Origin of the sequence: Streptomyces sp. NPDC048659, from assembly GCF_040650575.1 — a bacterium.
Taxonomy (GTDB): domain Bacteria; phylum Actinomycetota; class Actinomycetes; order Streptomycetales; family Streptomycetaceae; genus Streptomyces.
Map to the genome: position 1 here is coordinate 1 of NZ_JBEZHM010000082.1, position 25,953 is coordinate 25,953.

Annotated in this window: 27 protein-coding genes; 5 read left to right on the forward strand and 22 right to left on the reverse strand. The window is 73.9% G+C overall.

The annotated features are described in order from the left end of the window. The 8 genes from AB0C99_RS36050 to AB0C99_RS36085 all read right to left on the reverse strand — a co-directional run. Positions 1–713: aminotransferase class III-fold pyridoxal phosphate-dependent enzyme (locus AB0C99_RS36050; protein ID WP_362484147.1), on the reverse strand; the 713-nt coding region annotated here is incomplete at its 3' end. Continuing rightward, positions 710–1,552, reverse strand: a complete 843-nt coding sequence (locus tag AB0C99_RS36055) for a nitrilase-related carbon-nitrogen hydrolase (RefSeq protein ID WP_362484149.1) — start codon at positions 1,550–1,552, stop codon at positions 710–712. The genes AB0C99_RS36055 and AB0C99_RS36050, both read right to left, overlap by 4 nt. A 280-nt stretch (positions 1,553–1,832) precedes the next feature. Further along, positions 1,833–2,354: a DUF6584 family protein gene (locus AB0C99_RS36060; protein ID WP_362484151.1), complete on the reverse strand. Its 522-nt coding sequence runs from the start codon at positions 2,352–2,354 to the stop codon at positions 1,833–1,835. Between the two features lie 175 nt (positions 2,355–2,529). Next, complete coding sequence (locus tag AB0C99_RS36065) at positions 2,530–3,780, reverse strand: UL36 very large tegument protein (RefSeq protein ID WP_362484153.1); 1,251 nt, start codon at positions 3,778–3,780, stop codon at positions 2,530–2,532. 84 nt (positions 3,781–3,864) lie between these two features. Next, positions 3,865–4,278: a PPOX class F420-dependent oxidoreductase gene (locus tag AB0C99_RS36070; RefSeq protein ID WP_362484155.1), complete on the reverse strand. Its 414-nt coding sequence runs from the start codon at positions 4,276–4,278 to the stop codon at positions 3,865–3,867. A gap of 10 nt (positions 4,279–4,288) precedes the next feature. Then, positions 4,289–5,515, reverse strand: a complete 1,227-nt coding sequence (locus AB0C99_RS36075) for an alginate lyase family protein (RefSeq protein ID WP_362484157.1) — start codon at positions 5,513–5,515, stop codon at positions 4,289–4,291. A 152-nt stretch (positions 5,516–5,667) separates the two neighbouring features. Next, positions 5,668–5,967 carry a hypothetical protein gene (locus AB0C99_RS36080; protein WP_362484159.1) on the reverse strand — a complete coding sequence of 100 codons (300 nt, stop codon included), beginning with the start codon at positions 5,965–5,967 and terminating at the stop codon, positions 5,668–5,670. Positions 5,968–6,076: 109 nt separating this feature from the next. Beyond that, positions 6,077–6,328 carry a helix-turn-helix transcriptional regulator gene (locus AB0C99_RS36085; RefSeq protein WP_362484160.1) on the reverse strand — a complete coding sequence of 84 codons (252 nt, stop codon included), beginning with the start codon at positions 6,326–6,328 and terminating at the stop codon, positions 6,077–6,079. 33 nt (positions 6,329–6,361) lie between these two features. Here AB0C99_RS36085 and map point away from each other — a divergent pair, with 33 nt between their 5' ends. Then, a complete protein-coding gene (gene map, locus AB0C99_RS36090) occupies positions 6,362–7,129 on the forward strand; it encodes a type I methionyl aminopeptidase (RefSeq protein WP_362484162.1) in 768 nt (255 codons plus the stop codon). Positions 7,130–7,180: 51 nt separating this feature from the next. Here the strand turns inward: map and ggt are convergent, their stop codons facing one another. Next, positions 7,181–8,998, reverse strand: a complete 1,818-nt coding sequence (gene ggt, locus AB0C99_RS36095) for a gamma-glutamyltransferase (RefSeq protein ID WP_362484164.1) — start codon at positions 8,996–8,998, stop codon at positions 7,181–7,183. A gap of 215 nt (positions 8,999–9,213) precedes the next feature. On the opposite strand from ggt, the gene AB0C99_RS36100 reads away from it, so the two are divergent. Then, a complete protein-coding gene (locus AB0C99_RS36100; protein ID WP_362484166.1) occupies positions 9,214–9,969 on the forward strand; it encodes a hypothetical protein in 756 nt (251 codons plus the stop codon). Here the strand turns inward: AB0C99_RS36100 and AB0C99_RS36105 are convergent. Next, on the reverse strand, positions 9,911–11,176 hold the full coding sequence (locus tag AB0C99_RS36105; RefSeq protein WP_362484168.1) for a cytochrome P450: 1,266 nt from the start codon (positions 11,174–11,176) through the stop codon (positions 9,911–9,913). The two genes, AB0C99_RS36100 and AB0C99_RS36105, sit on opposite strands and share 59 nt — an antisense overlap. Positions 11,177–11,324: 148 nt before the next feature. Between AB0C99_RS36105 and AB0C99_RS36110 the strand changes: the two genes are divergently transcribed. From AB0C99_RS36110 to AB0C99_RS36120, 3 genes are all read left to right on the forward strand, one after another. Further along, the gene (locus AB0C99_RS36110) at positions 11,325–12,578 is read left to right on the forward strand and encodes a hypothetical protein (RefSeq protein ID WP_362484170.1); all 1,254 of its coding nucleotides are present in this window, start codon (positions 11,325–11,327) and stop codon (positions 12,576–12,578) included. 76 nt (positions 12,579–12,654) lie between these two features. After that, positions 12,655–13,824, forward strand: coding sequence for an Ig-like domain-containing protein (locus tag AB0C99_RS36115; protein ID WP_362484172.1), 1,170 nt, complete (start codon positions 12,655–12,657; stop codon positions 13,822–13,824). Positions 13,825–13,946: 122 nt separating this feature from the next. Next, positions 13,947–15,506, forward strand: coding sequence for a CocE/NonD family hydrolase (locus AB0C99_RS36120; protein ID WP_362484174.1), 1,560 nt, complete (start codon positions 13,947–13,949; stop codon positions 15,504–15,506). Between the two features lie 42 nt (positions 15,507–15,548). Here the strand turns inward: AB0C99_RS36120 and AB0C99_RS36125 are convergent, their stop codons facing one another. From AB0C99_RS36125 to AB0C99_RS36180, 12 genes are all read right to left on the reverse strand, one after another. Beyond that, positions 15,549–16,424 (reverse strand): amino acid ABC transporter permease, encoded by an 876-nt coding sequence (locus tag AB0C99_RS36125; protein WP_362484176.1) that lies wholly within the window; start codon positions 16,422–16,424, stop codon positions 15,549–15,551. Further along, positions 16,421–17,065, reverse strand: a complete 645-nt coding sequence (locus AB0C99_RS36130; RefSeq protein ID WP_362484178.1) for an amino acid ABC transporter permease — start codon at positions 17,063–17,065, stop codon at positions 16,421–16,423. Before AB0C99_RS36130 ends, AB0C99_RS36125 begins: the two co-directional genes overlap by 4 nt. A gap of 20 nt (positions 17,066–17,085) precedes the next feature. Beyond that, positions 17,086–17,994, reverse strand: coding sequence for a glutamate ABC transporter substrate-binding protein (locus AB0C99_RS36135; RefSeq protein ID WP_362484180.1), 909 nt, complete (start codon positions 17,992–17,994; stop codon positions 17,086–17,088). A gap of 14 nt (positions 17,995–18,008) precedes the next feature. Beyond that, on the reverse strand, positions 18,009–18,758 hold the full coding sequence (locus AB0C99_RS36140) for an amino acid ABC transporter ATP-binding protein (protein WP_362484182.1): 750 nt from the start codon (positions 18,756–18,758) through the stop codon (positions 18,009–18,011). Positions 18,759–18,948: 190 nt separating this feature from the next. Next, positions 18,949–19,386 carry a DUF6278 family protein gene (locus AB0C99_RS36145; protein WP_362484184.1) on the reverse strand — a complete coding sequence of 146 codons (438 nt, stop codon included), beginning with the start codon at positions 19,384–19,386 and terminating at the stop codon, positions 18,949–18,951. Between the two features lie 67 nt (positions 19,387–19,453). Continuing rightward, the gene (locus tag AB0C99_RS36150) at positions 19,454–20,233 is read right to left on the reverse strand and encodes an exodeoxyribonuclease III (RefSeq protein WP_362484186.1); all 780 of its coding nucleotides are present in this window, start codon (positions 20,231–20,233) and stop codon (positions 19,454–19,456) included. Positions 20,234–20,278: 45 nt separating this feature from the next. Beyond that, entirely contained in the window at positions 20,279–20,923 is a 645-nt protein-coding gene (locus AB0C99_RS36155) for an MBL fold metallo-hydrolase (RefSeq protein WP_362484187.1), read from the reverse strand. Between the two features lie 7 nt (positions 20,924–20,930). After that, complete coding sequence (locus tag AB0C99_RS36160; RefSeq protein ID WP_362484189.1) at positions 20,931–22,199, reverse strand: alpha/beta fold hydrolase; 1,269 nt, start codon at positions 22,197–22,199, stop codon at positions 20,931–20,933. After that, positions 22,196–23,311, reverse strand: coding sequence for a hypothetical protein (locus AB0C99_RS36165; RefSeq protein WP_362484191.1), 1,116 nt, complete (start codon positions 23,309–23,311; stop codon positions 22,196–22,198). Before AB0C99_RS36165 ends, AB0C99_RS36160 begins: the two co-directional genes overlap by 4 nt. A gap of 129 nt (positions 23,312–23,440) precedes the next feature. After that, a complete protein-coding gene (locus AB0C99_RS36170) occupies positions 23,441–23,776 on the reverse strand; it encodes a DUF202 domain-containing protein (protein ID WP_362484193.1) in 336 nt (111 codons plus the stop codon). Further along, positions 23,773–24,144 carry a DUF202 domain-containing protein gene (locus AB0C99_RS36175; protein ID WP_362484194.1) on the reverse strand — a complete coding sequence of 124 codons (372 nt, stop codon included), beginning with the start codon at positions 24,142–24,144 and terminating at the stop codon, positions 23,773–23,775. The genes AB0C99_RS36170 and AB0C99_RS36175 overlap by 4 nt, the downstream gene beginning before the upstream one ends. A 95-nt stretch (positions 24,145–24,239) precedes the next feature. After that, positions 24,240–25,793: a PTS transporter subunit EIIC gene (locus AB0C99_RS36180; RefSeq protein ID WP_362484196.1), complete on the reverse strand. Its 1,554-nt coding sequence runs from the start codon at positions 25,791–25,793 to the stop codon at positions 24,240–24,242. Positions 25,794–25,953 lie beyond the last annotated feature (160 nt).

Below are 25,953 nucleotides of genomic sequence, written 5' to 3' on the forward strand. Positions count from 1 at the left end.
GAGATCCAGAGGATGCCGTGCCGGTCGAGGACGCGCCGGAAGGCCGCGTAGAGGCCGTCGGGCGGGGAGGTGAAGCCGCCGACGCCCTGGATGGGTTCGGCGATGAGGGCGGCGACGTCGCGGGTGTGGCCGAGGAGGTCTTCGAGGTCGGCGACGCAGGCGTCGGTGAACCGCTCGTCGGTGAGGTCGGCGTAGGGACCCCGGTGGCGGACGCCGCCGTGCACGTACAGGGTCTGGAGCGGGGAGAGGCCGGTGGGCGACCAGACGCGGTTGCCGGTGATGCCGACGGTGGAGAAGGAGCGCCCGTGGTAGCTGTTGCGCATCGCCAGGATCTGGTTCGAGCGGCGGTACGCGGTGGCGAGCAGCAGGGCGGTGTCGTTGGCCTCGGTGCCGGAGGTGGTGAAGAAGACGCGGGCGTCGGGGATGCCGGAGAGGGCGGCGATCCGTTCGGCGAGCTCCACCATGGGGCGGTTGAGGTAGAGGGTGGAGGAGTGGATGATCCGCCCGGCCTGTTCGGCGACGGCCTTGGTGACCTCGGGCAGCGCGTGGGCGGTCATCGTGGTGAGGATGCCGCCGAAGAAGTCGAGGTAGCGCCTGCCTTCGGCGTCCCAGACGTGGCGGCCCTCGCCGTGGGTGATCTCGAGCGGGTCCCGGTAGTAGAGGGCGACCCAGTCGGGGATGACGGCGCGGTGGCGGTCGTACAGGCTGCTCACGGGCGCACCAGCCCCTCGTACGCGTCGGGGCGGCGGTCCCGGTAGAAGGCCCACTGCTGCCGGACCTCCTCGATGAGGCCGAAGTCCAGGTCGCGGACGACGAGTTCCTCGGCCTTGTCGGAGGCGACCTCGCCGACGAACTGCCCGCGCGGGTCGACGAAGTAGCTGGTGCCGTAGAAGTCGTTGTCGCCGTACTCCTCCTGGCCGACGCGGTTGATGGCGGCGACGAAGTACTCGTTGGCGACGGCGGCGGCGGGCTGTTCGAGCTGCCAGAGGTAGCCGGAGAGGCCGCGCGAGGTGGCCGACGGGTTGTAGACCAACTGGGCGCCGTTGAGGCCGAGTTGGCGCCAGCCCTCGGGGAAGTGGCGGTCGTAGCAGATGTAGACGCCGACCTTGCCGACGGCGGTGTCGAAGACGGGCCACCCGGCGTTGCCGGGGCGGAAGTAGTACTTCTCCCAGAAGCCCCTGACCTGCGGGATGTGGTGCTTGCGGTACTTGCCGAGGTAGCTGCCGTCGGCGTCGATGACGGCGGCGGTGTTGTAGTAGAACCCGGCGCCCTCGACCTCGAAGACGGGGACCACGATCACCATCCCGGTCTCCCGGGCGAGCTCCCGCATCCGGCTCACGGTCGGCCCGTCGGGCACCGGCTCGGCCCAGCGGTAGTGTTCCGGTTCCTGCACCTGGCAGAAGTACGGGGCGTTGAACACCTCCTGGAATCCGATGACCTTGGCGCCCTGCCGGGCCGCCTCGCGGGCGTGCTCCTCATGCTTGGCGATCATGGATTCGGTGTCGCCGGTCCAGGTCGCCTGGACGAGCGCGGCGCGTACGACGTCGGTCATGAGCTGCTCCTTCGGCACGGCGTCAGAGAGCCTCTACGCACGTAGACGCGGTGCGTAGGAGGAGAACGTAAGCCCCGTCACAGCCCGGAGCAAGACCACTGCCGTGAACCGGCGGAGTCGATCATGTTTCATACCCGAGTGGTCCACGTCGGACACGTACCGACACGTCCGTTTACGGCCGTTCGCGTTCTTGTGCGAGCGCCTGGACCGTGCTCCGAGGCGCCCGTGCGAGCGCCCGGTCCCCGGCCTCTCGGTCTCCCTGCCTCCCGGTCTCCCGGCCTCAGTCGAAGAGCGCGACGATCCCGTTCACCCAGAGCGCGAGCACCGCGAGCGCCGCGAGCAGACAGCCGACGCCGGACGCGATGTCCCCGGCCGTCGTCCGGCGCTCGGCGGGCTCGGGCGCCGGCTCCAGCAGTTCGTCCGGCGGCGTGTCCCAGTGGACCGGGCGCCCCAGGGCCCGGGAGCACTCCTCCCGCACCTCGGCGAGCCGCGCCCGCGCGACGGGCGTCCCGGCGGCGTCCTCGGGTCCGCGCCAGGCCAGGGCCTTCATCCGGTGGCCCGGGGCGTGGAAGCGCGCCTCGAAGGCGGCGGTCTCCGCCGGGTCCCGGTCCTCCTCCAGGTAGGCCCAGCGACCTGCCTCGGCGGGCTCGCCGTACAGCCGGTAGACCTCGGCCAGCCTGCGGCGCAGCGCCAGATCGGCGGGGAAGGAGCCGACCAGGCCGCGCAGGCGCTGGCGCGCCATGGGGACACGGCCGGCGGCGAGGTCGGCGTCTATGCGGGTGAGGGTCTCTTGCGTGGACATGCCGGTATTCTCCGGTACGCGGAGCCGTCGATCGAATCGTTTTCGCAGGCCAGCGCCTTGATCGGCCGCCTCGGGCCGCCGGAGCCACCGCCCTGGTCGGTCGGCGCACGCCACCGCAGCCACCGCCTGGTCGGCCGCCTGTGGCCACCTGGGGCCACCGCCCCGGCCCGCCGCCTCAGGCCAGCCCGGCGACCCGGAGCGCGTGCAGCAGGTCCCGGGCGCGGGACGGCGAGACCGTGCGGGCGGCGGCGAGCAGGTGCGGGGTGAGGGCGGACGGGTCGAGCGCGGCCAGCCGGGCCGCGTCCTCCGGGGCGCGGACCCGCAGGAAGGCGGCGAGCAGCGCCCGCGCCTCCGGCTCGTGCCCCTCGGCGAACAGGGCCGCGCAGGCGCCCGCCAGCTCCTCGACGGGCCGCGCGACCCCCTGCCGGAGGAGCTGTTCGCAGTCGTGCGGGCGGCCCGCGTCGGCGAGGGCGCCCGCGACGGCGGCCAGCCGGGCCGGGGGCAGCGAGGCGGCCTCCCACAGCAGGGTGGCCCAGTCGGCGGCGAGGCCGGCCCGGTGGAGCTCGTCGGCCAGCGCGGGCAGCCAGCCGGGCGGGCCGGCCAGCGCCTCGCAGAGCAGCCCGTGGGCGTCGCCGCCGCGGCCCTGGGCGCGCAGCCGCCGCAGGGCGTAGACGGCGTTGGCGGCGGCGCGGGCGGCCTGCCCGGGGTCGGCGGCGGGGGCGGGCGCGGGCGTGGGCTCCGGGGCGAGGAGGGCGCCGCCGAAGCGCGCGCCGCGCGGGAGCGCCCCGCCGACCGGCAGCGCCGGCTCCCCCGGCACCACGACCGGGGCCCCGCCGCCCTCGCCGCCCGCCCCCTCGCCGTCCAGCCACGCGTACCGCGCGCCGCGCGGGCGGCCCTTGCCCGAGGAGGGAGCCGGGGCGGGGGCGGGGGCCGGGCCGGGTCCGGGCGGCGCGCCGGGGTGCGTCGCGCGCGGCGCCACGCGGGCCAGCCGGGCGGTCAGTTCGGCGACGCGGGCCCGGGCGCGGGCCAGGTCGTCGCGGGCCCAGGCCAGCTCGGGCCCGGGGCTCGCGGCGAGCTCCCGGACCCGGGTCCCGGCGCGGTGGGCCTCGTGCTCCATCAGCTCCCGGCGGGCGGTGAGCGCCGCCGCGGCGCCCGGCGCCCGGTCGTGCGCGACCGCCGCCGCGCGGTGCAGGGCCCGGCCGCGCACCGCGCGGGGCGCGCCGGGCGGTTCGCCGAGGTCCTGGAGCAGGGACTCGACGACGTCCCAGGGCGGCAGCTCCGTACCCTCGAAGCAGGCGCGCAGCCCTTCCGGGTCGCGGGCGGCGAAGACCCCGTACCAGCCCCCGCCGGGCCGCAGGCGCCCGGCCAGCTCGCTGAGCCAGCCGGCGAACGCGACGAACTCCACCGGAAGTTGATGCACCGTCATCCCACTGCCTTTCGGTCCGCCTCCGCGGGCGTTGGGGGCATTGGACCGCAGTCGTGTTACGGGACGGCTACGCAGGGTTTTCGGTCAGGAGCCCGGGAAGCTCACGACGATCCCGGTGTGCGGGCGCTTGCCGAGGCGGGCGAGCGTGGCGGGCCAGTCGACGGCCCAGAACTGCCAGGTGTACTTGCGGGAGAGCAGCCGGCGCACCCGGCGCAGCTCCTCCCCCGTGACCAGCCGGGCGGTGCCTGCCACCCGTTCGGCCCCGTCGGCGACGTTGCCGCGCACGTCGCAGACGGCGGCGACGACCCGGGGGTCGCGGCGCAGCCGCTTGACCTTCCAGGAGTCGGTGCGGGTCCAGGCGTACAGCTCGTCGCCGTCGACCGCGTACCAGACGGGGGTGGCGACCCCGGTGCCGTTCGCGCGGAAGGTGGTGAGGCTGACGTAGCGGCCGTGGCGCAGCTCGTCGGGGAGGGGGGTGCGGGGGGTGTCGGGCGTCATGCCCGGGAGCCTACGCAGGAGTCGGGTTGCCCGCGTGGGTGAGGGTCTCCCAGGCGACGAACAGGTCGTCGGTGCCGCCGGGGCGCTGGCTGCGGGCGAGCTTCGCGGTCTGCGGGAGGTTCAGGCGCATCCGGCCCTGGAGGTGGTTGAGGGCGACCTCGACGTCGGGGCCCATGGTGCGGGTGACCTTGCCGCCGCACAGCCAGCGCGGGGCGGCCTCGCCGAGCTGGTAGCGGGAGTGGAACTCCAGGGCGGCGGTGAGCCGGTCGGCCTCCTCGCGGTAGAGGTCCAGGCCCTGGTGCCAGGCGGTCTCGGCGATGTGGGCGGTGGCGGCGAGGGAGTAGCCGATGTGCATGAAGTTGCGGCAGGTCTCCTGGCCGACGCCGTCGCGGTAGGTGCGCTGGCCGAACCAGTAGGTGGCGAGCTCGTCGGGGGTGTCGATGGTGCCGCCGGGCGGGCGCTTGGGCAGCGCGCCGTCGGAGGCGAGGTAGAAGTAGGCGGGGACGCGGGCGCGGTAGCGGCGGACGGCGTCCTCGTAGACCGTGCGGTCCTCCAGGAAGACGGCCATGCCGATGGCGGCGTCGGTCATCGCCAGCTCCCAGTTCCCGTTGTAGTCGGGGACCTTGGCGGTGACGTCGGGGAGGTACGCCTTGCGCAGCATCCACTTGAAGCGCTGCACCTCGGGCGCCTTCCAGACGGGGTAGCCGGCGTGCACGATCTCGGCGGCGCGCGCCCAGGAGGAGCCCGACCAGGCGGTCTGGAGGTCGGCGTCGTCGCGGGTGTGCTCCTTCACCGTCTTCGACCAGGCGTCCATGATCTCGACGGCCTTGTCGGCGTACGCGGTGTCGCCGGAGACCGTCCACATGAGGGCCTGGGTGTAGGCGGCGATGGCGTCCTCGCGCTCGGCGACGCAGGCGTCGGTGCCCGCGTTGGAGGCGCAGGCGACGACCTTCGCGGGGTGCGGGGTGTAGTCGGGGGCGGCGTACTTGCTCGCGCCCATCTCCTCGTACGCGGACTTCCACGGCTCCCGTCCGGCGGCGACGTGCGCGCGGACGGCCGCGAGCTGGGCGCCCCCGACGAGGACGCCGGGGTGCCGGAAGTGCTCGGGCGCGGTGCCCGCGGGCGGCGCGGCGGCCTTGGGGGCCCCGGGGCCCGAGCCGCAGCCGGTCGCGGCGAGCAGCAGCGCGGCGCAGCCGGCGGCGGCGGTGAGGGCGAGACGCGTCTGACGAGGGTTCACGCGTCCACGGTGGCCCGGGGCCCCGGGTCCCGCATCCGCTGCTAGGCCACCGGGGAGCGCCCTGTCGGGCGGGGGCGGCGGGGACAGCAGGGACGGCGGAGACGGGAGGGACGGGGGACGGGACGGGGGACGGGAACGGGGGCCAGGACGGGTCAGCCGTCCGCCTGGATCGCGCTCAGCCCCTTGCGGAGGTCGTCGGGGGTCATGACCGGCGAGTAGTGGATCCGGGCGCCGAGCCCGATGAAGAAGGGCTCGGAGATCACCGGCAGCTCGGACGGGTCGGCCAGGTCGAAGAAGAGATAGGCCGTCCGGCAGCCGTCCTCGACGGTGAAGTACGCGGCTTCGGGGCGCAGTCGGTCGAGCGCCTTCTCCATCGTCCCCTGGAGGGTGCCCCGCTTGATGGCCTCGTTGGAGGCCGGGGTGTCCATCTGGATCTTCAGCAACATGCGCATGACACGGCCTTTCCCGGCAGGGCGGGAGGCTCCGGGCGGGAGGCTCCGAAACGCGCTCGGCGCACCCGGCCGCCCTTGCTTCCAGGCTCCTCCCTCCGCGCCGGGCGCGCTACACGACGACGAGCGCGCAGCGGGTCACGAGCTCGTCCATGGAGAGCCCGAGCACGCCGGCGAGGGCGGCGACGGTGAAGAAGGCGGGGGTCGGGGCCCGGCCGGTCTCGATCTTGCGCAGGGTCTCGGCGGAGAGTCCGGCCGCCGCGGCGACCTCGGCCATCGAGCGTGCGGCGCGGGCCTCGCGCAGCAGGGTGCCGAGGCGCTCGCCGCGCTCGCGCTCTTCCGGGGTGAGAGGGGTGCGTACCATGCCACCCATTCTAATACCGGTATAGTAATTGGCATGGTGGAGATCAAGACGGAAGAGAATCTGCTCGCGATGCGCGAGACGGGGCGGGTCGTCGCCCAGGCCCTCGCGGCCGTACGGGAGAAGGCGGCGCCCGGCGTCACCCTCGGCGAACTGGACCGGGCGGCCCGCGAGGTGCTGGCCGGGGCGGGGGCGGGCTCGCCGTTCCTCGACTACCACCCGGAGTGGGCCCCGGTGCCCTTCCCGGCGGTGGTCTGCCTCTCGGTGAACGACGCGATCGTGCACGGTGTCCCGGACGGCACCCGGCTCGCCGACGGCGACCTGGTGAGCGCGGACTGCGGGGCGGTCCTCGGCGGCTGGGTCGGCGACTCGGCGGTGAGCTTCACGGTCGGCGCGGCCCGGCCCGCCGACACCCGCCTGATCGACACGGCGTACGAGGCGCTGGAGGCGGGGATCGCGGCGGCGCGGGTGGGCAACCGGATCGGCGACATCGCCCACGCGGTCGGCCGGGTCTGCCGCCGCGCCGGGTACGGCATCCCCGACGGCCTCGGCGGGCACGGCGTGGGCCGCTCGATGCACGAGGGCCCGGACATCCCCAACGAGGGACGCCCGGGCCGGGGGATGCAGCTGCGGCACGGCATGGTGCTGGCGATCGAGCCGATGCTGATCGGCGGCGGGCGCGACGACCACTACACAGCCGCCGACGGCTGGACCATCCGCACCCTGGACGGCTCCCGCGCGGCCCACGCCGAACACACGGTGGCCGTCACCGACGAGGGCCCGCGGATCCTGACGGCGCTCTAGGACCTGTCCCGGGGCGTCGCCGCCGGGAGCCGCCCCGCGTGGCGCCCGTGCTCAGGGCCCCTGCCGCACCACCATCGCCGAGCCGCCGCCCCTGCGGACGGGCTCCGCCGCGGCCAGCCAGCGGCCGTCCGGGAGGCGCTGGACGCCGGTCGCGGCGCCGATCTCCGGGTTCTGCCGGAAGCCGTGGCCGATCGCCTCCAGCTCGGCGCGCAACGGGCTGTTCCACAGCGCGGGTTCGAGCTCCGTGGTGGCCTGGTTGCGCTGGCTGGCGCGGGGCGCGGCGATGGCGTCGACCAGCGGCAGCCCCCGGTCGACGACGCCGGTGAGGGTCTGGAGCACGGTGGTGATGATGGTCGCCCCGCCCGGCGAGCCGAGCGCGAGGACCGGGCGGCCGGTCTTGTCGAGGACGATCGTCGGCGAGATGGAGGAGCGGGGGCGCTTGCCGGGACCCGGCAGGTTGGGGTCGTGGACGGCCGGGTTGGCCGGGGCGAAGGAGAAGTCGGTCAGCTCGTTGTTGAGCAGGAAGCCGCGGCCCGGGACGGTGATGCCGCTGCCGCCGGTCGACTCGATGGTGAGGGTGTACGCGACGACGTTGCCCCACTTGTCGGCGACGGTGAGGTGGGTGGTGTTCTCCCCCTCGTACGTGGTCGGCGCCGCCGTCCCGCCGCTCGCGCAGGGCGCCGGGTGGCGCGGGTCGCCGGGGGCGAGCGGGCTGGTGAGGACGGCGTCGTCGCGGATCAGGCAGGCCCGGGAGTCCGCGAAGCGCTGGGAGAGCAGCCCGCGGGCCGGCACGTCCTCGAAGGCGGGGTCGCCGACCCAGCGGCCCCGGTCGGCGAAGGCGATCCGGCTGGCCTCGATGAAGCGGTGCAGGTAGCGGGCCTGCGAGGCGGCGGAGAGGTCGGTGTTCTCCAGGATGTTCAGCGCCTCGCCGACGGTGGTGCCGCCGGAGGAGGAGGGCGGCATCGAGTAGACGTCGAGCCCCCGGTACGAGACCTTCGTGGGCGCGCGCCGGATCGTCCCGTACGCGGCGAGGTCGCGCTCGGTCAGGTCGCCGGAGCGGACCACCCGGGTGGCGCCCGGACGCACCGGCGGGTGCTGGACGGTGCTGACGATGTCACGGGCGAGCGGGCCCCGGTAGAGCGCGCCGACGCCCTCGCGGCCCAGCTTCGCGTACGTCCGCGCCAGGTCGGGGTTCTTGAAGGTGGCGCCGACGACCGGCAGTTGGCCGCCGGGCAGGAAGAGCCGCGAGGTGTCGGGGAAGTCCCGGAAGCGGGCCTCGTTGGCGGCGGTCTGGGAGCGGAAGGTCGCGTCCACGGTGAAGCCGTCCCGGGCCAGCCGCTCGGCGGGCTCCAGGAGCCGGCCCAGCGGCCTGCTCCCCCACTCGTCGAGGACGGTCTCCCAGGTGGCGGGGGTGCCGGGGGTGCCGACGCCGCGTCCGCTGGTCTGGCCCTCCTCGAAGGGGATGGGCGCGCCGTTCTCCACGAAGAGGTCCGGCCCGGCGGAGCGGGGCGCGGTCTCGCGTCCGTCGACGGTGTGCACCGTACGGGACTTGGCGTCGTAGTAGACGAAGTAGCCGCCGCCTCCGATGCCCGCCGAGTAGGGCTCGGTGACGCCGAGCGCGGCGGCGACGGCCACGGCGGCGTCCACCGCGTTGCCGCCCTTGCGCAGCACCTCGATCCCGGCGGCGGAGGCGTCCGCGTCGACGCTGGACACCGCCCCGCCCCAGCCGCTGGCGACGGGCACCTTGGCGGGCGGCCCGCCGTGCCCGGCCGCCGTCGGCGGGGCGGCGGCGCCCACCGACAGGACCGTCGCCGCGACGGCGAGAACCGACAGCTTCCGTGCGGTGGTCCACCGCGTCCGAGACCGCATCCGTACCTCCAGTCAACAGCCGTCCGCGCAGCGTAACTTCTGGCCCCGCCCGCCGTCAGGAGCGCGTCCGGCCCGCAACAGGACCTTCACGCGAACGCCGCGCCCCGGCCCCGCCCACCGCCGCCTCCTCCGTACGCCCCCCGTACGTCCCCCGCTCGTCCCCGCCCGTCCGCCGTCTCGAACAACCGGCCGCTCCCCCGCTACCATGCGCGCCCATGAACGAGGACCTGCGCAACATCGTGCTGGGCGTGCTGGCGACCGGGGTCAGCGGCTCCCTGGGCTGGCTGACCCGCACCCATCTCTGGCGGCGCCGGCTCCGCCGCAAGCAGGCGTTCTTCGGGCTGCCCAGCCACTCGGAGTGCCTGCTGGTCGTCAACCGGGAGGCGGGCAACGACGGGGCCGTGCACCGCTTCGACGTCTCGGCGCTGCTCGAACTGGCCGCGCTCATCAAGGACTGCGGGGCGCACGCGCAGATCGTGCAGCACGACCTGGCGCGGCTCGGCTTCGGGGACCGCACCGAGTTCTGCGTCGGCGGCCCCGGCTCCAACCGGCGCACGGCCGCCCACCTCTCCTCGCTGCTGCCGGGCCTGTCGATGAGCGTGGAGCGGGAGCCGGTCGAGGAGCGCGGGGCGATACGGATCGGCGGCGAGCGGTACCTGATGGAGCCGGGGGTCAGCGAGTACGTGCTGCTCGCCCGGATCACCGCGGGCGAGGGCGGGCGTCCGGTCTTCCTGTTCTGCGGCCAGCGGGCGATCACCAACCAGGCGGCCACCCGCTATCTGGCCCGGCACCACCGGCGGCTCGCGCGCGGCCACCGGGGCGGCTCCTTCGTGCTGCTGCTCAGGGTGGTCAACTCGCAGGCGTACGGCCCCGATGTCGTCGAGCTCGTGGCCGACGTGACCCGGCAGGCGCTCACGCCCGGGGAGCGGCCGGAGAGTCCCGCCAGCCGACCTTCACCGGCAGCGACTTGATCCCGTTGATGAAGTTGGAGACCAGCCGCCGGGGCGCTCCCGCCGGTTCCAGCTCCGCGCACGCGACCCGCACCTCCTCGTGCAGCAGCCGCAGCTGGAGCCGGGCGAAGTGGGCGCCGAGGCAGACGTGCGGGCCGTCGCCGAAGGCGAGTTGGGGGTTGGGGCCGCGCCCGAGGTCGAGGCCGTACGGGTCGGCGAAGACCCGCTCGTCGAAGTTGGCGGAGGCGTGGAAGACCACGACCTTGTCGCCCGCCGCGATCGGCACCCCGGCGAGCTCGGTGTCGCGGGCGGCGGTGCGCCGGATGTGCAGCACGGGCGGGTGGACGCGCAGGAGTTCGCCGACGGCGGTGTCCACGTCGACCTCGCCGTCCCACAGCCGCCGCCGCTCGCCGGGGTGCCCGGCGAGGGCGAGCAGCCCGCCGGGGGCGGCGGCGCGGACGGTGTCGTTGCCCGCGACGGTGAGCAGGAAGAAGAACATCTCCAGTTCCGCGTCGCGGAGTTCGGAGTGGGCGAGCACGGTCATGACGTCGTCGGCGGGCCGGGCGCGCTTGTGGGCGGCGAGCTCCTGGGCGTAGGAGAACATGTCGGCGAGCATGGCCGGTGAGCGGGGGTTGACCGGGCGTCCGGCGGCGTCCAGGACGGGCGGCTCGTCCGGGTCCTGGTAGGCGATGACCCGTTCGGTCCAGGTGTGCAGCAGCCCCCGGTCGGCGGGCGGGACGCCGAGCAGGTCGGTGAGGTTGAGCAGGGCGTAGTCGTCGGTGACGGCCCGTACGAGATCGGTCTCGCCGCCCGCCTCGCGGGCCGCGCCGAGCAGCTCGCGGGCCCGCCGCCGGGCGGTGTCGGCGAAGCGGGCGGTGCGGGCCGGCGTGAAGGCGCGGCTGACCAGGCGCCTCAACCGCCCGTGGTACGGCGGGTCCTGATTGAGCATCATGCGCCGGATGAACGGCAGGTCCGCCGGGTCCGGGTCGCGGAGCTGGGTGGCGCCGAGGTACGAGGAGTAGGTGCCGGGGTCCTTGAGGACCCGGGTGGCGTCGGCGTGCCGGGTGACCGCCCAGAAGCCGGGTCCGGCGGGCCAGCCGAGCACCTCGTACTCGTCCTGGCGGGCGACGGGGCGGTGGTCGCGCAGGGCGCGGAAGCGCGCGTGGGGGATGCCGTCCGCGTAGAGCCTCGGGTCGAAGACGTCGGGTGTGCCGCTCGCTTCCCTCACCGGGCCTCCCGTCGGGGTGAAGACGTCACCATCATGACAGGTCAGCCGTGTTTTTCGTAGGACGGAACGCACAGTTCGGGAGCCTTGTCCGGGGTGCCCGGCGGATCCCAGAATCTCCGTCGTGCAACGGACGGAGAACAGGGGGCACATGAGGAATCTCGATCACGAAGCGGTGCTGCGGGCGCGGGTCCTGCTGCTGGCGTCGGGGGAGCTGGACCCGTGGCGGGCGCTGGGGGCGTACCGGGTGCTGGCCGAGGTGAGCCCGCGGGCGTACGCGCCGAGGCTCGCGGAGGCGCTGCTCGGCCACCGCCGGCGGACGGACGTGCCGGAGCACCGGCTGGCGCTGGCCGAGGAGGCGGCGACCGCGGCGAGGCGGTGCGCCGGGGACTCCCCGCGCGGGGCGCGGGCCCTTCGGGCGGCGCTCGGCGCGTACGAGCACGAGCTGTTCGCGGCGGGGCGGCGCGAGGAGGGCCGCGCGGTGTGCGCGGAGCTGGCGGAGACGGGGGCGTACGGGCGCCTCGCCACGGTGCTGGCGGAGGACGGGCGGCACGCGGAGGCGGCGGAGCTGCACGAGCTGCGGCTCGGCGGCGCCGCAGCGGCGGGCCCGGGGGCACCGGGCGCGTCCGAGGTCTCCGAGGTCTCCGACTGGACGCTGATCGGGTGGGCGGCGGAGCTCGACGCGGCGGGCCGGACGGAGCGGGCCCTTGAGGTGTTCGGGCGGCTGGTGGACGGGAAGCGGCGGCGCGCGGCGGCGGACCGCGCCCCGCTGGCCGTGCTGGTGTGGCTGCTGCACCACTACGCGGGGATGCTGGCCGACGCGGACCGGCCCGCGGAGGCGGCGACGGCCCGGCGGGAGGCTTCCGACGCGCTCGACCGGCTCGCGGCGGGCGGCGAGCCGGTGAGCTGGAGCGACATCCGGGCCACCTGGGTCACCCTGTTCGCCCTGTCGGGGCGGCGGGACGAACCGGCGGCGACACCCGGGGCCCCGGTGCCGGCGCTCGGCACGTACGCGGGGCACGGCTGGTCCCCCGACGTGCGGGCCGCCTGGTCCGCGTCGGTCCCGGAGCTGGAGAGGGCGGCTGCGGCGGCGGGCGGGCCGCCGGAAGCGGTCGTCGTCCAGCGGCGGCTGACCGTGCGGCGGGCGATGCGCTGGGAGTTCTGCGGGCCCCGGGACGGCGCGGCGCTGCTCCCCTCGTACGACGAGGGGATCGCGCTCGCCCGCGCGCTGCCCGACGACGGCGGGGCGGCGACCCGGGCGACGGCGGCGCGGGCGCTGGCGGACCGGGCGATGTTCCTGCTGGCGCTCAAGCGGTACGGGGAGGCGCGGCGGGACTTCGCGGAGGCGGCGGGGCTGTCCGGCGGGCCCGTATCGCCCATCTCACATCCGACATCCCCGAAATAGTCCGTATTTTCGGAACCATCCCCCGGCAGGGTGACTCTCTTCCTCCGTAAGAGATCATCACCGGAGGTCGTTCCCCTTGCGTCGCATACCCCTGCCCGCCCTGTTCGTCACCACCGCCCTCGCGCTCACGCTCGGGGCCTGTTCCGGTGGGTCCGGCGGCACGGGCGGGCCGGGCGGCGCCGGGGCCGAGGAGCCCCCGGCCCGCATCTCGGTCAATCTGACGGGGACGAAGGCGGCTCCGGGCACGCCCGTCGTGGTGAAGGCGTCGGAGGGGCAGACGCTGAAGCAGGTGACGGTGACGGACTCCCGGGGCGGCACGCTCGCGGGCAAGCTGGCCGCCGACGGGGCGAGCTGGACCTCGGAGCGGCCGGCCGCGCCGGGCACCGCGTACTCGGTGACGGCGCGGATCGGGGAGAAGGGCAGCGCCACCGCCACCTTCGGCACCGCGCCCGCCGACAAGGTGAACAAGCTGTCCCTGGCGCCCGGGAAGGACACCACGGTCGGCATCGGCCAGCCGCTGTCGATCGTCTTCGACCACCCGGTGAAGAACCGGGCGGAGGTGGAACGGCACCTGAAGGTGACCACCTCGAACGGCACGGTGGGCTCCTGGGGCTGGATGCAGGACTGGTCGGGCAAGGACCGGATCGACTGGCGCCCGAAGGAGTACTGGAAGCCCGGCACGAAGGTGACCCTGGACGCGGACCTGAACGGGATCGACTCGGGCGCGGGCGGCTGGTTCGTACGCGACTACACCACCGGCTTCACCATCGGGAAGAGCCAGGTGGTGAAGATCGACCTGGACGCCCACCGGCTGCGGCTGCTGCGGGACGGGCGGCAGGTGGCGGACGTGCCGATGTCGGCCGGCACGCCGGGCGGCGAGAAGGCGTCCTGGCGCGGGAAGACGGTCCTGATGGCCAAGGAGGGCACCATCAACATGCGTTCGGAGACGGTGGGGCTCGGGGACGCGTACGACAAGATGGTCGACTACTCGATGCGGCTGACCTGGTCGGGGATGTACGCGCACGCGGCCCCGTGGAACGCCGCCTACTTCGGCAACGCCAACAAGAGCTCCGGCTGCATCGGGATGAGCGACGCGAACGCCAGGTCGGTGTACGACCAGGTCCAGGTGGGCGACCCGTTCGAGATCACCGGCTCGGACGCCAAGGGGACGCAGGCGCTGAACAACGGCTACGGCGAGTGGAACCTCTCGTGGGCGGAGTGGCAGACGAAGAGCGCGCTGCGGTAGGCGAGGCGTCACCAATCGTTACCCTCGCGTAACTTACCGGGCGGTTACCTCAAGTAAGCCGCCCCGGTTACCGTCGGGTCACTTTCACTGCCCCCCATCAGTGAACCAGTGAGGAGTGCCCCGTGCGCAGCAGCACAGCCCTGGCCTTCGCCGTCTCGGCCGCCCTCGTCGCCGGGACGGCCCTCGGGCTCGCCCCCGCCGCCCAGGCCGCCGGAACCGCCGCCACCCTCCGCTTCGTGGACATCGCCGGGGACGGCGGCACCGTCCTCAAGGCCAACGTCGTCACCCCGGCGGGCGCCGACGCCTCGGCCCGCCACCCCGTCATCGTGCTGCCCACGAGCTGGGCCATGCCCCAGGTCGAGTACCTGGCCCAGGCCCAGAAGCTGGCCGACTCCGGCTACGTCGTGGTCAGTTACAACTCGCGCGGCTTCTGGCAGTCGGGCGGCGAGATCGAGACCGCCGGCCCCAAGGACATCGCCGACGCCTCCCTGGTCATCGACTGGGCGCTGGCCAACACCCCGGCGGACCCCGCCAAGGTCGGCATGGCGGGTGTCTCCTACGGCGCCGGGATCAGCCTGCTCGCCGCCGCCCACGACAAGCGGATCAAGGCCGTCGCGGCGCTCAGCGGCTGGGCCGACCTCATCGACTCCATCTACAGCGGGCGCACCCAGCACCTCCAGGCCGCCGCCCTGCTCGGCGGCGCCGGCTACCTCACCGGCCGCCCCGGACCCGAACTCAAGGAGATCCTGGGCGACTTCCTCTCCTCCAACCTGGACAAGGAGGACGAGATGATCGCCTGGGGGCGGCAGCGCTCCGCCGCCACCTACCTGGACGCGCTCAACACCAACCGCCCGGCGGTCATGCTGGGCAACGCCTGGGGCGACACGATCTTCCCGCCCAACCAGTTCGCGAGCTTCTACGAGAAGCTCAGCGGCCCCAAGCGGCTGGAGTTCCGCCCCGGCGACCACGCCACCGCCGAGGCCACCGGACTGCTCGGGCTGCCCAACGACACCTGGACCAGCACCCGGCGCTGGTTCGACCACTACCTCAAGGGCGCCGACAACGGCGTGGACCGCGAGCAGCCGGTCCAGCTCAAGCCGCGCTCCGACGCGGGCTACGAGGGCTACGCCGACTGGAAGTCCGTCAACGCGAACCAGCGGAAGTTCGCGCTCACCGGCTCCGAGCACCTGTGGGCCAACGTGGACTCCGGCGCCAACGGCGGCCTCGTGATGCTGTCCAACCTCCTCGACCAGTTCTTCCAGGCGCCGCCCACCGCCTCGATCCCGCTGCTCCCCCGCGCCTTCGCCGCCGTCTGGCAGTCCGAGCGGTACGGCGAGCCGCAGCGGGTGCGCGGCACGGCGCGGCTGCACACCACGGTCACCCCGACCGCGTCGAGCGGCACCTTCGTCGCCTACCTCTACGACGTGGGCCCGCTGGGCGTCGGCAAGCTGGTGACCAACGCCCCGTACACCTTCCACGACCGGACGCCGGGGAAGTCCTTCGGCGTCGACCTGGACCTGTTCTCCACCGCGTACGACGTGCCCGCCGGACACCGGCTCGCCCTGGTCGTCGACACCGTCGACCCGCTCTACATCGAGCACAACCCGACCGGCGCGCAGCTGACCTTCTCCTCCCCCGCGGCCGACCCGTCGTACGTGTCGGTACCGCTGCGGGCGGAGTGATCACCGGCTGCCGCCGGACGGGCAGGGCCCGTGCGGGGCGGGCTACTCCCGGCCCGGCAGCACCGTGACCGGCCGGGCGGGGGCGACGTCCACGGCCTTGGTCCGGGGACTGCGCCGCTCCCGCCTGGCCACCCAGGTGGCGAACCAGGAGAGCAGCATGCACATCCCGATGTAGATGGGCGAGATGACCATCACGACGGGGATGAACGGCAGGTCGTAGTCCAGGTTGGACGCGATCAGCTTGCCGGCGTGCAGGAACTCCTCGTAGGTGATGAGGTAGCCGAGCGAGGTGTCCTTCAGGGCCACCACGAGCTGGCTGATGATCGCGGGCAGCATGGCCCGCACCGCCTGCGGCACCAGGACGTACGTCATCACCTGGGTCTTGCGCATCCCGAGCGCGTACGCCGCCTCGCCCTGGCCGCGGGCCACCGCGTGGATGCCGGTGCGGAAGACCTCGGCGAGCACCGAGCCGTTGTAGAGGGCGAGCCCGGCCACCAGCGCGGGCAGCGGCTGCACCTTGAGGGCCACGAAGATGAAGAAGATCATCACCAGCACCGGCATGGCCCGGAAGAACTCCACCAGGACCGTGCAGCTCCAGCGGAACACCCGGTGCTCGGAGAGCCGCCCGGCGGCCAGCACCGCGCCGAGCGCGAGGGAGAGCACGCTGGCGTACGCGAATGCCTTGAGGGTGTTGCCGAGGCCGCGCAGCAGCAGCTCCTGGATGCCCTTGTAGGTGAAGGGCGCCCATTTGGTGGCGGTGAACTGGCCGGTGTCGAACAGGAGATAGAGGATCCAGCCGGCCAGGCCCAGGATGACGGCGGTCGACAGCAGCCCGTACAGCAGGTGGCGCTTGCGGGCGCGGGGGCCCGGGATGTCGTAGAGCGCGGTAGAGGAGACGGCGGTGGCGGTGGTGGTCATCGGGCGACTCCCCAGCGCTTCTCCAGCCAGTGGAAGAGCGCGCTGATGGCGAGGGTGATGATGAGATAGCCCACGGCGATCCAGACGAAGGTCCAGACGATGTTGTAGCCGAGCTCGCTCAGGGTCTTGTAGGTGCCGAGGAGTTCGGTGACGCTGAAGGCCCCGGCGATGGCGGAGTTCTTGGCGAGCGCGATGAGGGTGGAGCCGATCGGCGGGATGACCGAGCGGAACGCCTGCGGCAGGACGACGGCGCCCAGGGTCTGCCCGAAGCTCATGCCGAGGCTGCGGGCCGCCTCGCCCTGGCCGAGCGGCACGGTGTTGATGCCGGAGCGCAGCACCTCGCAGACGAAGGCCGAGGTGTAGCAGCCCAGCGCGAGGATCGCGAACAGCTTGAAGGGCAGCACCAGCCCGAAGCGGGGCAGGCCCAGCATCACCGCGAAGAACAGCAGGGTGAGCGGGGTGTTGCGCAGCACGGCGACCCACACGGTGCCGAAGACCCGGAAGGAGCCGACCGGGGCGACCCGGAAGGAGGCCATGAGGAAGCCGAGGGCGAGGGCCAGCAGCGAGGCGTAGAAGGTGAGTTCCACGGTGCCGAGGAAGCCTTCGCCGTAGGTGGAGAAGTTCTTGGTCAGGACGTCCATGTCGGGGCGGTGCTCCTTCCTCAGCCGGCCGGGTAGCGGTCGATGGGGGGCGGGGTCGGGGCGGGCACCCCGGACAGGCCGAGGGTCACGTCGTAGGCCCGCTTCCAGTCGCCGTTCTTCTCGTGGACCGCGAGGGCGTCGTCGAGGGCGAAGCGCAGCGCGGTGTCGCCGTGCGGGACGCCGATGCCGTAGGGCTCCTTGGAGAAGGGCTTCCCGGCCAGCTTCAGCTCCTTGGGGACCTTGGCCGCGTAGCCCATCAGGATGGTGTCGTCGGTGGTGACGGCGTCGACCTGGTAGGTGAGCAGGTTGTCGACGCAGACGGAGTACGTGTCGTACGCGACGAGCTGGGCCTTCGGGTAGTCCTTCTGGATGCGCTGGTACGGGGTCGATCCGGCGGCCGAGCAGACCCGCTTGCCGTCGAGGTCCTGCGGCCCGTGGATGTCGTTCTCGTCCGTGCGCACCAGCAGCGACTGGCCGGCCATGTAGTAGGGACCGGCGAAGCCGACGAGCTTCTTGCGGTTGTCGTTGATGGTGTAGGTGCCGACGTAGTAGTCGATCTGGCCGTTCTGCAGGGCGGTCTCGCGGTTGGCGGAGGCGATCGTGCGGAAGCTGATGCCGGCGGGGTCGAAGCCGAGCGAGGCGGACATCATCCGGGCGATCTCGATGTCGAAGCCCGAGTAGGTGCCGGTGGCGGGGTCCTTCTCGCCCATGTAGGGCTGGTCCTCCTTGGCGCCGACCACCAGGTGGCCGCGCCGCTTCGCCCGCTCCCAGGTCGGCGAGTCGGGCAGGGTGAAGCCCGACTGGACCTGGTAGACGGGGAGTTGGCCGGGCTTGGGGCCCTTGACGGGCGGGCTGCCCTCCCGTCCGCAGCCCGCCGCGGAGCCGAGCAGCAGGGTGAGCGCGGCGAGGGTTCGTTTCGTACGCTGCATGGCTCCCGGTCCGGTCAGTGCTTGAGGATCTTGGACAGGAAGTCCTTGGCGCGCTCGCTGCGCGGCGCGGTGAAGAAGTCCTCGGGGGCGCGGTCCTCGACGATCCTCCCGTCGGCCATGAAGACCACGCGGTTGGCGGCGGAGCGGGCGAAGCCCATCTCGTGGGTGACGACGACCATCGTCATGCCCTCCTGGGCCAGTTGCTGCATGACCTCCAGGACCTCGTTGATCATCTCGGGGTCGAGGGCGGAGGTGGGCTCGTCGAAGAGGAGTGCCTTGGGGTCCATGGCGAGGGCGCGGGCGATGGCCACGCGCTGCTGCTGGCCGCCGGAGAGCTGGGCGGGGAACTTGTCGGCGTGGGCGGCGAGTCCGACCCGTTCGAGGAGTTCGCGGGAGCGCCGGTCCGCCTCCTCGCGCTTGCGCTTGCGGACCTTGATCTGCGCGAGGGAGACGTTGGCGAGGACGGTCTTGTGGGCGAAGAGGTTGAAGGACTGGAAGACCATGCCGACCTCGGCGCGCAGCCGGGCGAGCGCCCTGCCCTCCTCGGGCAGCGGCTCCCCCTCGATGAGGATCTCGCCGGACTCGACGGTCTCCAGGCGGTTCATGGCCCGGCAGAGCGTCGACTTCCCGGAGCCCGAGGGGCCGATGACGACGACCACCTCGCCGCGTCCGACGGTGAGATCGATGTCCTGCAGGACGTGCAGGCTGCCGTAGTGCTTGTTGACACTACGCAGTTCGATCAACGGATCATCGCCGACGGCCATACGCTGCCCTGCCCCTGTGTCTCTCGGCTGGTGTCGAGGTCAGCGCAAACTATCCAGCTCGAAAAGGGACTTCACCGGCGACACGCATGGAAACGGCATAAGCGAGATAAGCCGTATGTACGCCGAAAGGACCGGCGCGGGGGCCGCCGGGCGGGCCGGCCGGGGGCCCGGGAGGGGCCCTGGGCGGGGGTCAGCGCTCCGCCGACTCCGCGTACACCTGGGAGAGCTCGGGGGCCCCGGTGACGGCCCAGTCGAGCCCGGCGCCGACCACGTCCACCTCGCGCCCGGAGGGCAGCAGCACGACCGGCTGCCCGTCGGGGCGCAGCCGCCAGCCGGCCGCGCGGACCGTGCGGACGATGACGGTGCCCAGGTAGAGCCCGGCGTCGTTGCCGATCCAGGGCAGCTCCTCGGGGTCGTCGCGCCAGCGCGGCGGGAGCTGGTCGAGCGCCGCGAGGGAGCGGGGGGTGTCGTCGAGCTCCACTCCGGCGTCCTCGGCGCGGGCGCGCAGCAGCTCGCACTCGGCGAGCAGTTCGGCGGCCCCCTCCGGGTCCCGGTCGAAGGCCGAGACCAGGGGGGAACGCCCCGCATCATGTTTCTTGCGCCAGTTGTCCAGAAAAGGAATGTTCATCCGAACAGCGTCGCACCGCCGCGTGCCGGTCCACCACCCGGCACGCGGGGATCGTCCGGGGTGTGGATCACACGTCGAGGTCGACGACGACCGGGGCGTGGTCGGAGGCGCCCTTGCCCTTGCGCTCCTCGCGGTCGACGTAGCCGTCCTTGACGGCGTCGGCGAAGGGCTTGTTGCCGTAGACCAGGTCGATGCGCATGCCCTTGTTCTTGGGGAAGCGGAGCTGGCGGTAGTCCCAGTAGGTGTACGGGTGGGCGTACTTCAGCGGGCGGGGCACGATGTCGTCGAGCCCCGTCTCGCGCAGCGCGGCGAGCGCCGCCCGCTCCGGCTCGGTGACATGGGTCAGGCCCTCGAACTCGGCGATGTCCCAGACGTCCTCGTCGGTCGGCGCGATGTTGTAGTCCCCGAGCACGGCGAAGGGGCGGGCGCCCGCCGCGTCCTCGGCGACGGCGTCCCTGAGCGCCTGGAGCCAGCGCAGCTTGTACGCGTAGTGGTCGTGCTCGACCTCCCGCCCGTTCGGCACGTAGACCGACCAGACGCGGACGCCGCCGCAGGTCGCGGAGATGGCCCGGGGCTCCTGCGCGCCCTCGTACTCGGGGCCGCCGGGCAGCCCGGTGACGACGTCCTCCAGGCCGACCCGGGAGAGCAGGGCCACCCCGTTCCACCTGCCGGTGGCGTTGACCGCCGACTCGTACCCCAGCGCGCGGAGCTCCTCGGCGGGGAACTGCTCGGCGGTGCACTTGGTCTCCTGGATGCACAGCACGTCGGTGCCGGTGCTCTCCAGCCAGGCCAGCAGCCGGGGCAGGCGGGCCGTGATCGAATTGACGTTCCAGGTGGCGATGCGCATGGGCGCAAGCCTAGCCGCGCCCACTGACAGTCACCCGGATCCGGCTCAGAGCTCGGCCGAGCTCCCCGGGGCGAGGCGCCCGTGGTCGGTGCCGCCGAGGGCGCCGATCTGGCGGTCGTAGATGGGCCGGGCGAGGTCGGTGAGCAGGGCGTCGTGGACGTCGTAGGCGCGGACCGGCCGGACCTCGCGCACGTAGTCGATGACCTCGGAGATCTTGCTCCAGGGGGCCATCACCGGCAGCAGCAGGGTCTCCACCGGGTGGTCGGGGACGGTGAGGGCGTCGCCGGGGTGGAAGACGGCCCCGTCGACCAGATAGCCGACGTTGGTGACCCTCGGGATGTCCGGGTGGATCACGGCGTGCAGCTCGCCGTGCACCTGGACGTCGAAGCCGGCGGCGCTGAAGGCGTCGCCGTGCCCGACGGTGTGCACCCGGCCCGGGAACGCCGCCGCCAGCTGCTCGGCGACGCTCCGCAGGGTCCACAGCTCGGCGGCCGGGTCGGCCTCCAGGGCGGCCCGCAGCAGCCCCTCGTCGTAGTGGTCGGGGTGCTCGTGGGTGACGAGCAGGACGTCCGCGCCGAGCGCGGCGTCCCGCTCGGTGAACGCGCCGGGGTCGATGACGAGCGACCGCCCGTCCTTCTCCAGCCGGACACAGGCGTGCGTGTTCTTCGTCAGCTTCACGCCCTCCACCATAGGCCGGTCAGGGCCGCGGCGTGGTGTCCTCCTCGACGACCCGGCCGACGACCCGCAGGGCGCTCTCGGCGGCGGGCAGCCCGCAGTAGACGGCGGTCTGCACGAGGACCTCGCGGATCTCGTCCGGGGTGAGCCCGTTGCGCAGCGCGGCCCGGGTGTGGTCGGCGAGGGCCTCCGGGTGGCCGCCCGCGATGAGCGCGGCGAGGGTGACGGCGCTGCGGGTGCGCCGGTCGAGGCCCTCGCGGCTCCACACCTCGCCCCAGGCGAAGCCGGTGAACAGGCGCTGGAACCCGTCGCCGAAGCCGTCGGCGAGCGCCTCGTCCACATGGGCGTCGCCGAGCACCTCCCGGCGCAGCCTGAGCCCCTCCTCGTACGGGTCGGGGTGCGGCGCGGCGGTCTCCTCGGCCTCTGCGGCGGCCGGGGCGCTCTCGCCGGGGGCGGCGGCCGGGGCGGCGGGGACGGGCGGCAGCGGCGGGGCGTTCAGCGAGCCGGTGTCCTGGGCGAGCCCGGCGAAGTGCCCGACGAGCAGTTCGGTGACGGCGGCGGGCTGCTCGACGGGGGCCAGGTGGGAGGCGCCGGGGACGACGGCGAGCGGCGCGTCGGCGATCCCGGCGACCAGGGTGCGGGCCTCGGCCGGGCCGGTGACCTGGTCGTCGGCGCCGACCAGGACGAGGGCGGGGACGCCGATCCGGCCGAGCGCCTCGCGGACGTCGAAGACGGCGAGGGCCTCGCAGGCGGCGATGTAGCAGCCGGGGTCGGTGGTGCGGACCATCTGCACCGCCCAGTCGACGATGGCGGGCTGGGCGGCGGCGAAGGCGGGGGTGAACCACTGCTCGGGCGCGGCGCGGGCCATGGGCTCCAGACCGTTGGTCCGCACGATGACCCCGCGCTGCCGGAACTCGTCGGCGGTGCCGAAGCGGGGCGAGGTGGCGACCAGGGCGAGCGACGCCACCCGGTGCGGGGCCCGCAGGGCGAGGTCGAGCCCGATGGCGCCGCCGAGCGCGCAGCCCGCGTACCCGAAGCGCTGGACGCCGAGCTCGTCGAGGGTGGCGAGGACCCGGTCCCCGAGCTCGGCGACCGAACCGGCGGGCTGCGCGGGCGCGCCGCCGTGCCCGGGCAGGTCGAAGCGGACGACCCGCCACTCGCGGGTGAGCTCCGGTATCTGCCGGTCCCACATGTGCCAGGTGGTACCGAGGGACGGCCCCAGGACCAGTACGGGCGCGTCCTCTCGCCCGTCGGTGCGGTATTGCAGGATGTTCGTAGGTGTCTCGCTCACCGCCCGACCCTCTCATCTCTTCCCGCCGCCCCGCCGACCGGGGGCGTGCCCGCGCGCTCCTGGGCAGGTGGGAGGCCGGTCGGGTGGGGCGGTGCCGGTGCGGGCCCGGTGAGGAGCTCCGGCAGGGTGGCGGGGGCCGTGCCGTCGGCCGGGTCGGTGGGCCAGGGCCATTCGGTCGAGTCGTACGGTGCGGCGGCGGGCAGGACCGGCCGCATGCCGCGGCGGCGGGTCTCGGCGCGGATGGCCTCCTTGGCCGCGTCGCCGAGGATCTCGACGTCCATGACGCGGCCGTGGCCGAAGAAGGCGTGCCCGAGTTCGCGGTCGCCGGTGATCCTGGCGAGCAGGTCGAGCAGGTGGTCGGGGGTGGTGGTGAAGTCCGAGGTCTCCAGGAGTAGCAGCCGCTCGCCGATGGCGTCCTCTCCCATGAACTGGGCGAGGGCCGTGAACAGGATGTTCTTCCGGCGGGTGACGTAGAGGGTGTTCACGGCCGCGTACACGCCGTCCCAGGAGGCGCCGAGGGACGTGCGCCAGCCGTCCAGCACCGTCATCCAGTGCGCGACCTGGAGCGCCGCCGCCCGGTCGATCAGGCGGACGAGGTGCGGGGCGCACGCCCGTGCGTGGGCCTCGGCGCGGGCTTCGGCGGGCGGCCCGCCGTCGTCGTCCGCGCCGGCGAGCAGGTCGCCGTTCAGGGCGAGCACGACGCCCGCCGTGCGGGCGTCCGCCGCGTCCAGCGGGAGGGTGGGGAGGGCCGCCAGGGCGCGGCGGTGGGCGGCGGCGAAGCGGGACGGCGCGCCCGGGTCGTCGGCCGAAAGTCCGTCCCCGGGGCGGGCCATGTGGTGGACGGCGACGGCGCTGTGCGCGACCGCCTTCAGGTACTGGTAGGCCACGGGCACCGGGGGCGCCGCCTCGGTCGGGCGGCCCGGCCGGTGCAGGAGCATCCGGCCGCCCCCGCCGTCGAACAGCGCCAGGACGATCGGCGTCGTCGCCAGCATCCGTTCCCTGTGGGCGGCCAGGGCTGCCGCGTACACGTCCGTCATCGCGCCGTTCAGGTCCAGGAACGCTCGGCCGGCAGCCGCCGGGCCGGGTCCTCGTCCGTCCGTACCGCTCGTCATCCCTCTCCCCTCACACGGGCCGCCGGTGGAGATCGGCGGGTCACTGTACGCGGGCCGGGGGCGGGTCCGGGGCGGGTGGTGGCCGGATGTGGCCGGTGGGGAGCGGGGGGAACGGGCGTGGTCCCGGGGTCAGTTCAGGATGATCCAGATCAGGGCCTGGACGCCCACCAGGCACACCGCCGCGGTCAGTGCCGCCGGGAGCGCGCCCGGGCGCAGCGGGGCTCCGGTGCGGAGGCGGTGGTCCGTGCGCCGGGCGCGGCGGGCGGTGAGCGCGAGGAGGGCGAGGGCGCACGGCGGGACGGTGAGGAAGGCCACCGTGGCGGCCACCGGGTGGTGGTGGGTGAGGAGCCGGGCCAGGACGAGCGCGCCGACCGCCGCCGCCAGGGCCGTACGGTTCCAGGCCAGGGCCGTGCGCTCCGGCTGGAGGCCGGGGTCCCAGGGGGCGTGGGGCGGCGGGGGCTTCACCGGACGACCATCAGGATGACCAGCACCCCCGCGGCGGCGATCGCGGCGGGGAAGGCGAGCGCCGCGCGGAAGCGGGGCAGCGGGCGGCCCGTGCGCATCGCGCGTTCGGCGGCGGACCAGCGGCGCAGGGCCGTGACGGCGCAGGCCACGCCGGCCAGGACGAGGAAGACGGCGAGGAGGTCGCGCTCCGTCGAGTGCGCGGTGAGGGCCTCGATGCCGATGCCTCCCGCGATCAGGGCGAGGGCGGTGCGCTGCCAGGCGAGGAAGGTGCGTTCGTTGGCGAGGGTGAAGCGGGGGTCCGGTTCCTCGCCGGTGTCGTAGGGGTCGGCCGGGCGGTGGCGGCGGCGCGGGGTGAGCGTCGGTCCCATGGGTCGGGTTCCTCGGGGTTCGGCGGAGCGGGCCGGCCGCGCGCCCGCCGCCGTGGGGCGGTGCGGACGCGCGGCCATGGAAGGGGCGGGGCGGGTCAGAGGGTGGCCGGGGTGCGGTCCCGGTCCGGGGCGGGCTCCTCCTGGAGCCGGTCCGCGGGCGCGGGTGCGGGGGTGGTGGTCCCGGCGGGCTCCGGGTCCGTGTTCAGGTCCGCCAGCATCGACTTCGAGAAGCCGAAGAAGTACGTCACCGCGCAGGCCACACCGGCGGCGACCAGCCACGCTCCGGTGTAGATGAGGGCCGCCGGGCCGATGCCCTTGCTGCCGTCGAGCAGCGGGACGAGGACCAGGCCGGCCGGGCCGATCGCGGTCGAGCCGGTGGTGACGCCGAGCTGGCTGAAGAGGCCGACGATGCCGCCGCCGACCGCCGCGCCGACGCCCGCGGTGATGAAGGGGCGCACCAGCGGGAGCGTCACGCCGTAGATGACCGGTTCGCTGACACCGAGGGCGCAGGTCGGGAGGGCGGACTTGATGGTGCGGCGCAGGGAGGTGTTGCGGCGGGCCCGGAAGTACACGGCGAGGGCCGCGCCGGCCTGGCCGCCGCCGGCCATGGCGAGGATCGGGTAGAGGGCGCTGTAGCCCTGCTGCTCGATGAGGGTGGTGTGGATGGGGATGAGGGCCTGGTGCAGGCCGAGCATGACGAGCGAGGAGAAGAGCCCGCCGAGCACCACGCCGGCGCCGGCGCCCGCGTGGGTGAGCAGCCAGGTGGCGCCGTCGCCGATGCCGTTGGCGATGGTGCCCGCGAGCGGCATGAGCAGGAGGAGGGCGACGAGTCCGGAGAGGAAGACGGCGATGGTGGGGACGAGCAGCACCTGGAGGGCGTCGGGGACCCAGCGCCGGGCCCAGCGTTCGAGGTAGGCGCAGAGGACGGCGGCGGCGAGGGCGCCGAGCACACCGCCCTGGGAGGGCTTGAGTTCGCCGAAGAAGGTGCTGGTGATGTTGGCGACGCCGGGGTAGACGACGATCGCGGCGACGGCTCCGCCGAGGATGGGGGTGCCGCCGAACTCCTTGGCCGCGTTGTAGCCGACGAAGACGGCGATCAGGGACATGAAGCCCTGGGCGAGCGCGGTGGTGATCGGGATGACGCCGGACAGGGCGTCGGAACCGCTGGACAGGGCTATGGAGTTGAGGATGCCGCCGACTCCGGCGATGACGCCGCAGGCGATGAGGGCGGGGATCAGCGGTACGAAGATGTTGGCGATCTTGCGGATGAAGAGCTTGCCCTTGGTGGCGTTCTTCCGCTTCTGGTCCGCCTTCATCGCCGCGCCCTTGGCGGCGAGCGAGTCGGCACTGGCGCCGGCGCCGGTGTCGGTGCCGGGGGGCGGTGGGGCGGTGGCGCGCTCGTCCTCGACCAGCCGCTGGAACGCGGTCGCGACCTGGCCGACCGCCGCCGGGCCGAGGACGATCTGGTACGTGTCGTCCTCGACGACGCCCATCACGGCCGGGTGGTCCTTGATCTCCTGTGCGCGGATCCTCGAGGGGTCCGCGATCCCGAGCCGGAGCCTGCTGATGCAGTTCGCGACCGAGGTGACGTTGTGCGCGCCGCCGACCAGCGGGAGCAGGTCCCGGGCGGTCTGAGTGTGCTTGTCCATGGTGTGCTGCCGTTCCGTACGTCGTCGGGGGAAGGCGTGGGGGCTGGGTCTGGGGGGGGCGGGGCGGCTAGGGCCTGTCTGACAATTCGCGTCGGATCAGGCCGGGTCGTCCGGTGCGTGCGATCGGCGTGCGGCCGGGGCGCCCTCGTAGCGGAGCTAC

Coding starts and splice junctions, on each gene's coding strand:
- AB0C99_RS36055 (WP_362484149.1), bottom strand. CDS start 1,552: ATGACCGACGTCGTACGCGCCGCGCTCGTCCAGGCGACCTGGACCGGC.
- AB0C99_RS36060 (WP_362484151.1), bottom strand. CDS start 2,354: ATGTCCACGCAAGAGACCCTCACCCGCATAGACGCCGACCTCGCCGCC.
- AB0C99_RS36065 (WP_362484153.1), bottom strand. CDS start 3,780: ATGACGGTGCATCAACTTCCGGTGGAGTTCGTCGCGTTCGCCGGCTGG.
- AB0C99_RS36070 (WP_362484155.1), bottom strand. CDS start 4,278: ATGACGCCCGACACCCCCCGCACCCCCCTCCCCGACGAGCTGCGCCAC.
- AB0C99_RS36080 (WP_362484159.1), bottom strand. CDS start 5,967: ATGCGCATGTTGCTGAAGATCCAGATGGACACCCCGGCCTCCAACGAG.
- AB0C99_RS36085 (WP_362484160.1), bottom strand. CDS start 6,328: ATGGTACGCACCCCTCTCACCCCGGAAGAGCGCGAGCGCGGCGAGCGC.
- map (WP_362484162.1), top strand. CDS start 6,362: ATGGTGGAGATCAAGACGGAAGAGAATCTGCTCGCGATGCGCGAGACG.
- ggt (WP_362484164.1), bottom strand. CDS start 8,998: ATGCGGTCTCGGACGCGGTGGACCACCGCACGGAAGCTGTCGGTTCTC.
- AB0C99_RS36100 (WP_362484166.1), top strand. CDS start 9,214: ATGAACGAGGACCTGCGCAACATCGTGCTGGGCGTGCTGGCGACCGGG.
- AB0C99_RS36110 (WP_362484170.1), top strand. CDS start 11,325: ATGAGGAATCTCGATCACGAAGCGGTGCTGCGGGCGCGGGTCCTGCTG.
- AB0C99_RS36125 (WP_362484176.1), bottom strand. CDS start 16,424: ATGACCACCACCGCCACCGCCGTCTCCTCTACCGCGCTCTACGACATC.
- AB0C99_RS36130 (WP_362484178.1), bottom strand. CDS start 17,065: ATGGACGTCCTGACCAAGAACTTCTCCACCTACGGCGAAGGCTTCCTC.
- AB0C99_RS36135 (WP_362484180.1), bottom strand. CDS start 17,994: ATGCAGCGTACGAAACGAACCCTCGCCGCGCTCACCCTGCTGCTCGGC.
- AB0C99_RS36140 (WP_362484182.1), bottom strand. CDS start 18,758: ATGGCCGTCGGCGATGATCCGTTGATCGAACTGCGTAGTGTCAACAAG.
- AB0C99_RS36145 (WP_362484184.1), bottom strand. CDS start 19,386: ATGAACATTCCTTTTCTGGACAACTGGCGCAAGAAACATGATGCGGGG.
- AB0C99_RS36150 (WP_362484186.1), bottom strand. CDS start 20,233: ATGCGCATCGCCACCTGGAACGTCAATTCGATCACGGCCCGCCTGCCC.
- AB0C99_RS36155 (WP_362484187.1), bottom strand. CDS start 20,923: ATGGTGGAGGGCGTGAAGCTGACGAAGAACACGCACGCCTGTGTCCGG.
- AB0C99_RS36165 (WP_362484191.1), bottom strand. CDS start 23,311: ATGACGAGCGGTACGGACGGACGAGGACCCGGCCCGGCGGCTGCCGGC.
- AB0C99_RS36175 (WP_362484194.1), bottom strand. CDS start 24,144: ATGGGACCGACGCTCACCCCGCGCCGCCGCCACCGCCCGGCCGACCCC.
- AB0C99_RS36180 (WP_362484196.1), bottom strand. CDS start 25,793: ATGGACAAGCACACTCAGACCGCCCGGGACCTGCTCCCGCTGGTCGGC.